This is a genomic window from Actinokineospora guangxiensis, assembly GCF_042657845.1.
GTDB classification, from domain to species: domain Bacteria; phylum Actinomycetota; class Actinomycetes; order Mycobacteriales; family Pseudonocardiaceae; genus Actinokineospora; species Actinokineospora guangxiensis.
This window is the reverse complement of sequence record NZ_JBHSKF010000003.1, coordinates 274,511-287,075: the sequence shown is the minus strand read 5'-3', so window position 1 is coordinate 287,075 and position 12,565 is coordinate 274,511. Positions and strand designations below refer to the sequence as shown.

Annotated in this window: 9 protein-coding genes; 4 read left to right on the top strand and 5 right to left on the bottom strand. The window is 75.1% G+C overall.

Annotated elements, in window-relative coordinates; all coding sequences use genetic code 11:
- Positions 1–27: 27 nt before the first annotated feature.
- Both ACFPM7_RS08190 and ACFPM7_RS08185 read right to left on the bottom strand, forming a co-directional pair.
- Entirely contained in the window at positions 28–4,014 is a 3,987-nt protein-coding gene (locus ACFPM7_RS08190) for an alpha-(1->3)-arabinofuranosyltransferase domain-containing protein (protein WP_378245564.1), read from the bottom strand.
- The gene (locus tag ACFPM7_RS08185; RefSeq protein WP_378245562.1) at positions 4,011–5,828 is read right to left on the bottom strand and encodes a hypothetical protein; all 1,818 of its coding nucleotides are present in this window, start codon (positions 5,826–5,828) and stop codon (positions 4,011–4,013) included. The genes ACFPM7_RS08190 and ACFPM7_RS08185 overlap by 4 nt, the downstream gene beginning before the upstream one ends.
- A gap of 115 nt (positions 5,829–5,943) precedes the next feature.
- Here ACFPM7_RS08185 and ACFPM7_RS08180 point away from each other — a divergent pair, with 115 nt between their 5' ends.
- Entirely contained in the window at positions 5,944–6,648 is a 705-nt protein-coding gene (locus ACFPM7_RS08180; protein ID WP_378245560.1) for a class I SAM-dependent methyltransferase, read from the top strand.
- On the opposite strand, the gene ACFPM7_RS08175 is transcribed toward ACFPM7_RS08180, so the two are convergent.
- Positions 6,645–7,382, bottom strand: a complete 738-nt coding sequence (locus ACFPM7_RS08175) for a class I SAM-dependent methyltransferase (protein ID WP_378245558.1) — start codon at positions 7,380–7,382, stop codon at positions 6,645–6,647. The two genes, ACFPM7_RS08180 and ACFPM7_RS08175, sit on opposite strands and share 4 nt — an antisense overlap.
- Before the next feature lie 10 nt (positions 7,383–7,392).
- Positions 7,393–8,640, bottom strand: coding sequence for a polysaccharide biosynthesis protein (locus tag ACFPM7_RS08170; protein WP_378245556.1), 1,248 nt, complete (start codon positions 8,638–8,640; stop codon positions 7,393–7,395).
- An 81-nt stretch (positions 8,641–8,721) separates the two neighbouring features.
- Between ACFPM7_RS08170 and ACFPM7_RS08165 the strand changes: the two genes are divergently transcribed.
- Together ACFPM7_RS08165 and ACFPM7_RS08160 are read left to right on the top strand one after the other, a co-directional pair.
- Positions 8,722–10,413 carry an MmpA family trehalose lipid delivery protein gene (locus ACFPM7_RS08165; protein ID WP_378245554.1) on the top strand — a complete coding sequence of 564 codons (1,692 nt, stop codon included), beginning with the start codon at positions 8,722–8,724 and terminating at the stop codon, positions 10,411–10,413.
- 4 nt (positions 10,414–10,417) lie between these two features.
- A complete protein-coding gene (locus ACFPM7_RS08160; protein WP_378245552.1) occupies positions 10,418–10,585 on the top strand; it encodes a hypothetical protein in 168 nt (55 codons plus the stop codon).
- A gap of 7 nt (positions 10,586–10,592) precedes the next feature.
- On the opposite strand, the gene ACFPM7_RS08155 is transcribed toward ACFPM7_RS08160, so the two are convergent.
- The gene (locus ACFPM7_RS08155) at positions 10,593–11,726 is read right to left on the bottom strand and encodes a glycosyltransferase family 4 protein (RefSeq protein WP_378245550.1); all 1,134 of its coding nucleotides are present in this window, start codon (positions 11,724–11,726) and stop codon (positions 10,593–10,595) included.
- Between the two features lie 94 nt (positions 11,727–11,820).
- Between ACFPM7_RS08155 and ACFPM7_RS08150 the strand changes: the two genes are divergently transcribed.
- Positions 11,821–12,561 (top strand): class I SAM-dependent methyltransferase, encoded by a 741-nt coding sequence (locus ACFPM7_RS08150; protein WP_378245548.1) that lies wholly within the window; start codon positions 11,821–11,823, stop codon positions 12,559–12,561.
- Positions 12,562–12,565 lie beyond the last annotated feature (4 nt).

The following is a 12,565-nucleotide window of genomic DNA, read 5'->3' as shown; positions in this document are numbered from 1 at the left end:
TCGCGGGTGCGGGGTTCCACGTCGATGTCAGGGGGTGTGGACAGGGCGGTCGTCCTCGGGCTCGGGGGGCCAGTCGAGGCAGGCGGCGACCACGGCGGCCACGGCCAGGAGCAGGGAGCCCTGGGCGAGCCAGCCGTAGGCCCAGTCCTGGCCGTGGCCGCTCAGCCTGCCGATCACGGCCACGACGGCGGCCGAACTCGCGCCGGTGAGGGCGATCCAGGTGGGGGTCTGCCGCCAGAGGGACTTGGCCAGCAGGCAGACGAGCAGGGCCACCACCGACGGCATGCCGCCCAGGGCCACCACGAGCCCGGCGAGGGCCACCTGCACCCCGAGCCCACCCACCCGCGAGCGCACCGACAAGGTGACGACCTGATCGCGGGCCAGGGGTGCGGCGGCGGGATCGCGGCGGCGGACCGGGAGGGCGGTGACGACCAGGGCCGCCAAGGCCGCCAGCGCGCCGAGGGCGAGGCCGAAGCGGTACTGGCGGTCCGGGATGAACTCCAGGCGCACGGCGGTCTCCCCGCCCGCCGGCAGCCGCCACGCCTGCTGCCAGCCGTCGACCCTGGTGCGCTCCAGGACCTGGCCGTTCGCGGTGGCCACCCAGCCGGGGTTGGCGTTCTCCGGCACGGCGAGCACCGCGGCCGGGCCCGCCGCGACGGTGACGGCGCGCGAGGTGGGCTCCCACTCGTCCACCCGGACGTCGCGGGCACGGGTCGGGCCGGGGGGCGCGCTGCTGAGCCACAGGTCCTGCACGACGAAGGACGCCGACGGGGCGGTGCTCAGCTCGTGCTCGCCCGCCGGGAGCTCCAGGCCCGGCCAGCACACCCGCAGCGGCAGCGGGCGGTGGGCCACCACGTCGGCGTGGGTGCCCGCCACGGCGGTGTCGTAGCGCTTGCCGTCGACGGTGACCGCGGGCCCCTGTCCGCAGGGCAGCGAGAACGGCGTCGACGGGGTCACCGCGGGCAGCTCCGCGCCGGTGACCTCCAGGTCGCTCACCCCGACCAGGCCGTCGCCGGGCGGCAGGAGCACCAGTTCCAGGAACCGGGTCCGCGCGGCCAGCTCCACCGACCCGGTGCGGTCCAGGGCGACGCGCTCGCGGCCCGCGTCGGTGCGGACCTCGATCTCCGCGGGGCGGACCGCGGCCCTCGGGTCGGTGCTCAGGCGCAGGCCGGTGATGTCGCGCGGTTCGTCCCAGACCACCCGCAGGGTGGGGCGCAGGTCGCCGATGCCCGCCACCCACGTCGAGGTGACCGAGTCGTCGATGGCGGCGCTCGCGCCGACGGCGGGGTCGCCGCCCAGTGACGACGACGCCGTCACCGCGGTCACCGGCGAGACGCCGCCGGGACGGGGCAGGACGGTGCCGCCGACGGTGTAGGTCGCCCCGGCCGAGGTGCTGAAGAGGCGGTGCAGGCCCGCGGGCTCCTCGCCGGTCCTGGCCAGCGCCCGGTCGCAGCGGGGCGCGCCGTCCTCGGTGACGCACGGATACCGGGGCAGCGGGCCCCGGGTGAAGGCGAAGGCGACGCCGTCGGCGGGCACCTTCAGCGCCCGCTGCGCGGTGACCCCGGGGATGGCCAGCTCGGCGATGCCGACGTTGCCCTCGGTCCGCCCGCCCGCCACCGCGACCACGGTCACCCGCACCGAGCTGGTCAGCCCGCCCGCCGTCGGCAGCGCCACCTGCCCGGGGCGCAGGTCGTGCTCGACGGCGCCGGTGTCGGTCTCGACGCGCACGCGGGTGACCGGCCAGCCGACGCCGAGGTCGGCCACCGTCGTCAGCGCCACCTCCTCGACCACCCTCGGGGTGTCCAGCTCCACGCGCAGCCACTGGCCGACCGGGCCGGTGTAGGACGAGGAGTGCCACGCCGTGGCCGGGTCGCCGTCCACCGCGGCGAAGGGCAGCCGCGACGGGTCGCTCGCGCCGACCGCGTCGGCGAAGGCGGCCGAGGTGGACGCGGTGACCGAGCGGATGCCGCGCAGCACGGCCACGGTCTGGTCCTGCTGGAACGGCAGCAGGTCCAGCGAGCGCCGCGGCAGCCTGCCCCCCTCGGCCTCGGTGAGGGTGTGGCTGAGGTTGTCGTGCACCGAGCCGACGTCGCGCTCGCGGCGGCGCAGCCCATCGGTGGCCACGACCGCGCCGTCGCCGCCGTCGCCCGCCAGCACCGCGGGCGCGGCCGGATCGATGAGCCCGGCGTCCAGCAGCGGCAGCAGCGACTCCGGGCCGCCCGCGACCGTCGGCACGTCGGCGGCGGCCACCGCGCTCGCGCGCGGCACCGCGCCGCGCACCCGGTAGACCTCGACGGCCCGCACGACGCCGCCGTCCACCGGCGAGGCACCGGTCACCGCGGCGGTGTCCACCCCCGGCCCGAACTCGGCCACCTTCTCGATCCCGGGCGAGGCGGCCAGCCCGGCGCGCAGCAGCGCGATGGGCGGGGTGCCCGGCGGGGTGCGGTCGATGTCGTTGCGCAGCAGCACGAACCGGTGCCCGGAGCGGGCCAGGAACGGGGCGAGGCCGGGTGAGCCGCGCCCGGAGCCCACCGCGTCGGAGACCGCGTCCATGACCCGGGTGTTGCCCTCCGAGCCCAGCGGGATCTGCCCGCGCACCGCCCACGGCGCGCTCGCCAGGGCCTGCGCGGGCTCGTCCACGGTGCGGCCCCAGGTGTACTCGCCGAAGGAGGTGGCGGGCAGCAGCAGGGTGCGGGCGCCGGGGTCCTGGGCGGCCACCCAGTCCAGCGCGCTCGGCCAGTGCTCGGGGATCTCGTCCCAGCCGGGGCCCGGCCGCAGCGTCAGCAGCCACGCGGGGGCGGCGATCGCCACCACCAAGCCCGCCGCGACGGCGGTGCGCGCGCGCCGCGGGGCCACCGCGCGGGTGGAGACGGCGTGCATGAAGGCGAGCATGAGCGGCAGCCGCAGCACGGGCTCGAACTTGTGCACGTTGCGCAGCGGCGCCAGCGGGCCGTCGAGCAGACCGCGCACCACGGCGGCGAACGGGCTGTCGAGGGTGCCGACGTAGCCGATGCTCAGCAGCGTCAGGGCGGTGACCACCGACAGCACCAGGAAGCGGCGCTCGGGCAGTCCGCGCAGGGTGAGCCCGTAGAGCCCGACAGCGGCCACGAGACCGGTGACGAGCATCAGCGCGGGGTGGTCGATGAGCAGGAACCCCGATGGCCACCACGGTTCGCCCTGCACGACGTAGGCGACCCACTGGTTGGTGCCGCGCAGCGCCTGGAACAGCGACACCGGCGCCGTCGTGTTCGCCGAGGACTCGATGTAGTCCAGGAACGGCAGGCTGTACTGGCCGAGCAGCAGCAGCGGCAGGATCCACCACAGGCAGACGGCGATGACGAACCCGCACCACCACAGCACCAGCGCCACGTGCCGCCTCGTCCACGCGCGGGTCAGCAGCCACAGCCCCGGCAGCACCAGCGCCATGACGACCATCGCGCCGTTGATCCCGCCGACGCAGAGCACCGCCAGCGCCGAGAGCCCGGCGGCCCGGCGCGGCGAGCCGATCCGCTCGGCGCGCACCAGCGGCAGCATGATCCACGGCAGCAGGACCGCGGGCAGCATCTCGGCCGAGACCGGGCCGATCTCGGTGAGCATGCGGGGGGCCAGGGCGTAGCCGAACGCGCCGAGGTAGCGCGCCAGCGGCGTGCCGATCCGCATGGCCCGCGCCAGGGCGAGGGCGCCGCCGAAGGCCACGCACAGCAGCAGCGCGCACCACAGCCGCTGCGCGATCCACGGCGGCAGGCCCAGCGCGTCGCAGGCGGCGAAGAACGGCCCCATCGGGAACAGGTAGCCGTAGGCCTGGTTCTGGATCTCCCCCGCGGTGGACTCCGGATTCCACAGGCGCAGCGCCCTGAACAGGAAGCCGAGCGGGTCGACGGCGAGGTCGAGCTTGGTGTCGAAGGTGGTGCGGCCCGGTCGCTGCAGGAACGCGACCAGCACCAGCAGGGCCATGCCGATGACGGTGGGGTTGCGGTGCGGGGCGGCGAGGGCCCCGGTGCGGTGGCGGGTCAACCGACCCTCGGCTGTCCTACTTGGATGGTCGCCGCGCACAGGGCGGCGGCCTGGTCGGTGCGGCGGATGTCGACGCGGCTGAACGACCCGGACACCGCCAGGGTCATCCGGTGCAGCCCGGCCTCGACGCGCACCAGCTGCTCGACGCCGCCGGTGGTGACCGCGACCTCGCCCGCGTCGGCGGTGTAGTAGCCGATCACCAACAGGTTGCGCCCGCGCACGGGCTGGGCGAGCGGGACGGCGGTGGTCTCGTCGGTCACCGCGTAGCCGCAGTCGGCGACGGGCCCGAGGTCGCCCTCGACCGGCCGGTCGAGCCGCTCGACCGGCCGCGGCGCGCCCCGCTCGTCGACGACGTGCAGGGTGTCGGCCGGTTCGTCGTAGCGGGCGGGCAGCCCCAGCAGCGGGGTCAGCCGGGAGAGCATCGCCTCGTCGCCGAAGCCCCAGAGGACCATCGTGTGCGCGGGCAGGCGGGTGTCGTACAGCGGCAGGCCGGGGTCGGCGGTCAGCGCCGCGCGCACGCCGTCGACGTAGGCGCGGCTCTCGGTGAAGCGGGCGGCCGGGGCGAGCGACACCGTGCTGAACACCGCGCTCACCGCGACCATGGCGGTGACGGCGGTGGCGAACCCGTCGAAGCGGACCCGGCCCCGGCCCGGCTCGCCCAGGGGAGGCAGGAAGGCGAAGGCGCCCATCAGGACCGCGACGGGCACGGCGTCGACCAGGAAGCGCGGGTCGTTGCCGATGAGCACACCGAACTGCGGCAGCCGGTTCAGCGCCACCAGCACGAGGTCCACGGCCAGGTATCCGCCGAGCGCGGCCCAGGCGAGCAGCGCCCGGCGCCGCGACACCAGCACGCCGCCCACCAGCACCGCCAGCGCGGCGACCGCGACCGCGACGCGGGCGAGCAGGGGCGGGTCGGCCCAGGTCATGCCGGTCGCGGAGGCAGGCCACGGGCCGCCGAACAGACCGGGCAGGAAGGTGTCGAGCACCGCGCGCAGCACGTAGTCGACGGTGTCGGGGACCTCGGCCTGCTCCGGGGCGGGCGGCGAGGAGGTGGCGGCCAGGTAGATCACGACGTAACCCGCGATCAGGGCGGCGTGGCAGGCCCACAGCACGCGGTGGCCGGTGACCGCCGTCCGCACACCGCCGGAGATCAGGGCGGTGACGGTGACCATCAGCGCCGGGATGAGGATCGCCTTCTCGTAGAAGGCCAACCCGAACAGCAGCCACAGGGCGGCCCCGACGGCGTACCCGACGCGGCCGGTGCGCAGGTAGCGGACGTGGCAGTCCAGCGTCGCGGCCATCGCCAGCAGCAGCGGCACCATCTGCACGGCGAAGGCCCACCACAGCGTGCTGAACAGCACGATCGGCGACACCGCGAGCACGGTGAAGGGCACCAGCACCGCCCGGCGCGCGCCGAAGCAGACGACCAGCAGGCGCCAGAAGGCCAGCAGCGCGCCTGCGTGCGCGAGCAGCAGCGGAGCCGCGGCCAGCGGGTAACCCAGCGGCGCGATCGCGGTGACCACCCAGGCGAGCAGGAACATGCCCGGCGCCAGGTGGCCGTTGTAGTCCTGCAGGAGGTAGGCCGGGTCGTACGGCGCGGCGGCCGCGGCCCGCTGGATGATGACGAAGTCGTCCTGCCAGAAGAACCCCTGCAGCACGGTGACGGCGTGCAGCCCGACCGCGGCCGCGCCGATCAGCAGCGCCACCAGGCCCAGGCGCGCGTGCGTCCTGGGCAGCGGCGCGCGGTCAACGACCGCAGCGTCGTCGCTGTCGTCGCTGTCGTCGCTGTCGTCGCTCGGTTCGTCGAGCAGCACCGTTCACCTCCACCCGACGACCGACACCCGGACTGCGCGCATCTTGCCAAACCCGGTTACCAATCGGTAGTAATCGCGGCGCCGACCTCTTCCGAGCACAGACAGGTGCACCCTGATGGCTGATCCGTTCGACCACGCGTGGTCCGCCGCCGATGCCGTCCCCGGCTGGACGACGCGCGAGCAGGGCCGCGCGCTGTGGGACGCCGTGCACCGGTTGGCCCCCGGCGCGACCGTGGTGGAGATCGGCAGCCACCAGGGCCGCTCCACGATCGTCCTCGGCCACGCGGCGCGCTCGGTCGGCGCGCGGGTGGTGGCCATCGACCCGTTCCTCGACGGGCCGCCCTACGGCGGGCAGCGCACCCGCGACGCGTTCGAGGCCAACATCGCGGCCAACGACCTCGGCGGGGTGGTCGAGCTGGTCGTGGGCTACAGCACCAAGCTGCGCCCCACCTGGGACCGGCCCGCCGACCTGCTGTTCATCGACGGCAAGCACGACTACTGGACCTACACCGACGACCTGCGCTGGTCGGCCTTCCTGCCCGGCGACGCCGAGGTGCTGGTGCACGACTGCTTCTCCTCCGTGGGCGTCACCAGCGGCACGGTCGCCAAGGTGCTGCCCGGGTCGCGGCTGTCCTACCGCGACCGCGTCGGCACGCTGGCCCGCTTCACCGTGACCCCGCCGACGCGCCGCGACCGGCTGCGGCTGGCCCGCGAGCTGCCGTGGTTCGCGCGCAACGTCCTGGTGAAGGCGCTGCTGCGGCTGCGGCTGCGGCCGATCGCGCGCCTGCTCGGGCACCACAGCCCGGTGGACCCGTACTAGAGCGGCTTGCCGACCACGTAGGTCGTCAGCCGCCAGTGGGTCGAGCGGTCGTCCTCGGCCCGCTTGGACAGCACCGTCCCGCCCGCGGCGCGCACCAGCTCCTCGACGCGGCGCTCGGGCAGCGCGGTCATCCGCATGGGCGCCGGGTAGCCGAGGAAGAGCCGCTGCCCCAGGCCGATGAGCCGCGACGGCGCGAGCCGCCAGATCGTCCCCTTCACCGTCCACAGAGGGCTTGTCGAGCAGTGCAGGACGCCCGTTCCGCCAGGGGCGAGCACGCGCACGAACTCCGGCAGGTAGCCCTCGATCACCGGGCGCGGCAGGTGCTGCAGCACGAGTGCGGTGTAGACGAGGTCGAACGAGCCGTCGGCGAAGCGGCGCAGGTCGGGGGCGTCGTTGAGGACGAACTCGCAGCGCCCGCCGGAGCGGTCCAGCGAGCGCGCGGTGGCCAACATGGGCGCGGAGACGTCCACGCCGACGACAGACCCCGCGTGCTCGGCCAGCGCCTGGGAGAGCCTTCCCGCGCCGCAGCCGAAGTCCAGCGCGCGCTCCCACGACGTCGGCCTGCCCAGCTCGGCGAGCCGGGCGCGCTCGGCGGCGACGTCGGCGCGGCCGAGGGCGAGGAACTGCTCGACGTCCCAGCGGCCGCCGCGCTTGCCCGGCGCGACGTACACCGCCCACAGCGGGTCGCTCTCGCCGAGCAGCGTCCAGTCCCGCCGCACTTCCTCGAAGCTCATCGCCGCGAACCTACCCCCGGCCCGCGTTGGCGCGGACACAAAGCCCGTTGTCCCGGCGGACAAACCCGCGCCACTCCACCGCCGCGCCCGCGACGACGAGCAGACCGGTCGCCACGACCGCGGCGGTGACGACCTCGCCGACGTCGCCGTGCAGGACCGCCGCCACCAGGGCGACCTCGGCGGCGACGGCGAGCCAGATCAGCCGTGCCGAGCGGCGGTCGCCGGTGGCGATGCGGGAGAACAGCAGGATCTGCACCAGCGCCAGCAGGCTGCCGACCGCGGCGAAGCGCCACATCGGCAGGTCCGCTCCCGCGTAGGCCTGCCCGCCGATGAGCACGGCGAGTTCGGGCCCGAAGCAGGCGGCGGCGACCACGACCACCGCGTCGAGCCCGGCGCAGACGGCCAGCGCCAGGCCCACGGTCCGACCCCGGCCCGCGGTGGCGGCCAGCCGGGGCAGCACCAGCACCCCGACGGCCGACGGCAGCCAGAAGGCGATCTTGGTCAGGGTCGCGCCGACGGCGTACTCGCCCGCCTCGGGCGCGGAGAGGAAGTACCGGGCGAGCACCAGGTCGAGGTTGACCAGCAGCACCAGCGCGAGCATGGCCTGGGCGGCGTGGACCACCGCCCCCGCCCCGCGCACCGAGCCCTCCGGCCGCGGCGACCCGCACGCCACCCAGCCCGCGACCGCCACGACGGCCGAGCCCAGCGCGATCCCGGCGACGGTCGCCGACGTGGTCCCGAAGACCACCAGCCCGACCAGACCGCCACCGGCCTTGCCCAGCGCCTCCAGGCCGATCATGCCCGCGAGCCGGTGGAAGCGGCCGGTGCCCTGCAGGATGCCGTGGAACAGCCCGAGCAGCGACAGCGGCGCCAGCGACAGGGCCAGCCAGAGCGCCTGCCCGACGCCGTCGAGGCGCAGCACGACCGCCACCACCGGCGACAGCGCCGCCGCCGAAACGGTCACCGCGGCCGTGGTGGTCAGGCCGAGGGTGAGCACCCGGCCCAGCCGCACGGTCCCGCCGTCGGCGCGCTCGGCCGCGACCCGCAGGGCCACGACCGTCTGCAGGCCCATCGCGGGCACGACGCCGATGACCATGAGCGCCAACAGCGCGCCCAGCTCGCCGAACAGCGACGGTGAGAGCAGCCGCGCGGCGATCACGGTCAGCAGGTAGCTCGCGGCGTTGTTGGCGGCCAGTGCCGCGGAGACCAGCAGGGCTTGGACGCGGAGGCGGGAGGTGGTGGTGCCGGTGTGCGACAACGGAGCCTCCCCGCGGTGGATTACCGGACGGTAACTTGGCCGGACTGTAGCGTCCGGGCGTCAGGGGAGGAACCGCGTCGCATGGCCACCGCAGAGCGGACGCAGACCGGCCGGGCCGGGTGGGCGGCCGGGTGGGCGCTGCCCGCCGTGGCCGCCCTCGTCGCCCTCGCGGTGCTCGCCCCGCTGCTGGGCCGGGGGTTCGTCCTCGGCTACGACATGGTCTTCACCCCGCGCCTGTGGCTGACCCCGGACGCGCTCGGGCTCGGCTCCTCGCTGCCCCGCTCGGTCCCGGTCGACGCCGTGGTCGCCCTGACAACCGTGGTTGTCCCCGGTGACATCGCGCAGAAGGCGGCGCTGGCGGCCGCGCTCTTCGGCGCGGTGCTGGGCGCCGGGCGGCTCGTGCCGACCGAGGTCACCGGGGCCAAGATCGTCGCGGGCCTCTTCTACGGCTGGTCGGCCTACGTCGCCGAGCGACTGTTCATCGGGCACTGGGTGCTGCTGCTCGCCTACGCCGCCCTGCCGTGGGTGGCGCTGGCGGCGCTGCGCCTGCGCCACGGGACGGGCCGCCCCGCGCGGGACCTGGCCGCCCTGGTCCTGGCCTGCGTCCCCGCCGCGCTCACCCCGACCGGCGGCATCCTCGCCGCGGGTGTGGCACTGGCCTGCGCGGGCAGGCGGCGGGCTGCGGTGGTGGCGCTGCTGTCGGCGGCGCTCAACGCACCGTGGTGGGTGCCCTCGCTGCTGCACGCCGGCGGCGGGCTGTCCGACCCGGCGGGCATCGCGGCCTTCGGCGCGCGGGCGGAGAACTGGGGCGGGCCCGTGGTCGGCGTGCTCGGCCTCGGCGGGGTGTGGAACGGCGACGTCGTCCCCGGCAGCCGGGCGAACCCGGCGCTGCCGGTGCTGGTGCTCGTCGTGGTCGCGGTGGGGCTGTGGGGGATGCGCGCGATGGCGCTGCGCTGGCGGACGACGGCGCCGATCGCCCTCGGCGCGCTCGGGGTGCTGCTGGCCGCGCTCCCCGCGCTGCCGCTGGGCGTGGACCTGCTCCGCTGGGTGATCGAGGTCGTGCCGGGCGCCGGGCTGCTGCGGGACTCGCAGAAGTGGGTGGCCTGGTGGGCGCTGCCGCTGGCCGTCGGGGTCGCGCTGGCGGTGGAGCGCGCCGGGCGGCTCGTGCTGCTCGGGGTCGCCGCCTTCCCCGTCCTGGTGATGCCGGACCTGGCGTGGGCGGGCTGGGGGCGGCTGGCCGCGGTGGACTACCCGCCGGACTGGGACCGCGTCGCGGCGATCCTCGCCGAGGACCGGCGGCCGGGGGACGTGCTCGCCCTGCCGCTGTCGGCGTTCCGCCGGTTCGCCTGGAACGAGGGGCGCACGCAGCTGGACCCCGCGCCGCGCTACCTGCCCCGACCGGTCGTCATCGACGACACCCTGCACGTCGGCGGCCGACCGGTCGCGGGCGAGGACGCCAGGGTCGCGGCGATCCGCGCGGACCTGCCCGCCTCGCCGGGGCGCCACGGCATCGGCTGGGTGCTGGTGGAGCACGGCACGCCCGGCCTGGTCGACCCGGCGCTGCTGCGACGCCTGGAACCGGTGCACACCGGACCGTGGCTGACGCTGTATCGGGTTCCCGACCACCAGGAGCCGACCCGGCCCGGCCCGCACCCGCTCCCGGTGCTGGTCGCGGACTTCGCCGCGCTGGCACTGGTGGGCGGCGCACTATTGTGGCGCGTGTTACCGGGCGGTAGATTGTCGCCCAGTCGTCCCGGCCGATCCGAGGAGTAACCAGGTGGTCAAGCTGATCGTCGGAGCGTTCGCCGCGGTGTTCATCGCGGGCGCAGCGGCCACCGGTGTCACCTACGCCCTCGTCGCGGCCAAGGCGCCGGACAAGAGCGTGGACTTCAGCCCCATGGCGCCGGGCAGCTCCAGCACCGTCGTCAACTACGGCAACCCGTAAGCGGCCCTCAGCGCAGCCCGCGCCTGCGCGGCACGGGCATCGAGACGACCTCGCGCAGCGCGGACTCGAACCCGGCCACCGTGTTGTCCCAGTGCATCCCTCGCGCGCGCACCTGCCCGGCCCGCCCGAGCGCCAGGCGCTCCCCGCGCTCGGCCAGCAGTCGCTCGGCGTGCGCGGCGAACTCGGCGTAGTCGTCGGCGAGCAACCCCGTCTCACCCTCCACGATGGACTCGGCCACCCCACCGGCGGCGCGGTAGGCCACCGACGGCACCCCGTGCGCGGCCGCCTCCACGATCGCGATGCCCCACCCCTCCTTGACCGACGGGCACAGGTGCACCCAGGAGCGCGCGAGGATCTCGTGCTTGCGCTGCTCGTCCACCCAGCCGTGGAAGACGACCCGGTCGGCCACACCGCGCGCGTGGGCGTGCTCGCGCAGCTTGTCCAGCCACCACCCCGTGCCCACCACGTCCAGCCGCAGCCCCGGCCAGCGCTCGCCCAGCCCGGCGAGGACGTCGACGGCGTGCTCGATCCGCTTGTGCGGCACCACCCTGCTCACCACGACCAGCGACGGCTCCGCGCTGCGGCCCGACCGGGTGCGCGGCACCGCGTCCAGGCCGTTGGGCACCACGCGAGTGCGCTCCTCGGCGACCCCCAAGCCCGCCAGCTCGCCGCGGGTGACCTCGGAAACCGCTATGTAGCGGCATTTGCGGTGCACCTTGGGAGCCAGCCAGGACTCGATCCACCACCCCAGCCTGCCCGCCCACGGACCGACGGCGGAGCGCCACTGCTCGCGGTGCACGTGGTGCACCAGCACCATCACCGGGCAGCGGGCGACGAGCCTGGCGAAGAACGGCATCCCGTTCTGCACGTCCACGATCACGTCGGGCCGCCCGCGCAGCACCGAGAGCAGCGCCAGCGGGTACACCGTCAGCCTGCGGCCGCGCCTGCGGAAGCGCACCCCGGCCACCCACTCGCCGGAGGCGGCCCCGGAGTAGGCCGAGCACTGGATGGTGACCCGGTAGCCGCGCGCGGCGAGGCCTTGGGCGACCCGCTCGACGTAGCGCTCGGAGCCGCCGCCCTCGGGGTGGCCGGTGTCGCGCCAGTTGAGCAGGAGGATCTCCGGCCGGTGGTCGGATTGCACTGGGAGCACTCCATGCCGTCGCGGAAAGGTGCTAGGTTGCCGGGGTTACCGATGGGTACAGAGTAGAACGCGGTCCGGCGAAAGTGAATCCCCGATGACGATCGCACCACCCCGGGAAAAGGCGAGCCTGAGCCGTTCGGTCCGGCTGTTCCGCGCATTCCTGCGCGAGCAGTCCGATCCCGATCACTTCTACCGGGTGCTCGCCGAGGACTCGGTGCGCCAGCTCGGCGAGTACGCCACCCTGCGCGGCGCCGCCGTGCTCGACGTGGGCGGCGGGCCGGGCTACTTCGCCGACGCCTTCCGCGCCGACGGGGCCTTCTACCTGGGCTTGGACCCCGACGTGGGCGAACTGTCCGCCCGCGGCGCGCCCGCCGCCGGGATGATCAGGGCGAGCGGGACGGCGCTGCCGGTGCGCGACGGCGCTGTGGACGTCTGCTACTCCTCCAACGTCCTGGAGCACGTCGTCGACCCGAAAGCGATGTTCGCCGAAATGGTCAGGGCGACCCGCTCCGGCGGCACGGTCTTCCTGTCCTTCACGCCCTGGTATTCACCGTGGGGCGGTCACGAAACGGCACCGTGGCATTACCTCGGCGGGCAATTCGCGCGCAGGCGCTATCGACGCAGGAACGGCAGGGAACCGAAGAACAGGTTCGGCGAGAGCCTGTTCCCGGTCACCATCGGCCAGGCGCTGCGCTGGGCCAGGACCTGCCCGTCGGCCGAACTCGTGCGGGCGCTGCCGCGCTACCACCCGTGGTGGGCGCAGTGGGTGGTGCGCGTCCCCGGACTGCGCGAGGTCGTGTCCTGGAACCTGGTCCTGGTGCTGCGCAAGCGCTAGCGCC

Coding starts and splice junctions, on each gene's coding strand:
- ACFPM7_RS08180 (WP_378245560.1), top strand. CDS start 5,944: ATGGCTGATCCGTTCGACCACGCGTGGTCCGCCGCCGATGCCGTCCCC.
- ACFPM7_RS08175 (WP_378245558.1), bottom strand. CDS start 7,382: ATGAGCTTCGAGGAAGTGCGGCGGGACTGGACGCTGCTCGGCGAGAGC.
- ACFPM7_RS08165 (WP_378245554.1), top strand. CDS start 8,722: ATGGCCACCGCAGAGCGGACGCAGACCGGCCGGGCCGGGTGGGCGGCC.
- ACFPM7_RS08150 (WP_378245548.1), top strand. CDS start 11,821: ATGACGATCGCACCACCCCGGGAAAAGGCGAGCCTGAGCCGTTCGGTC.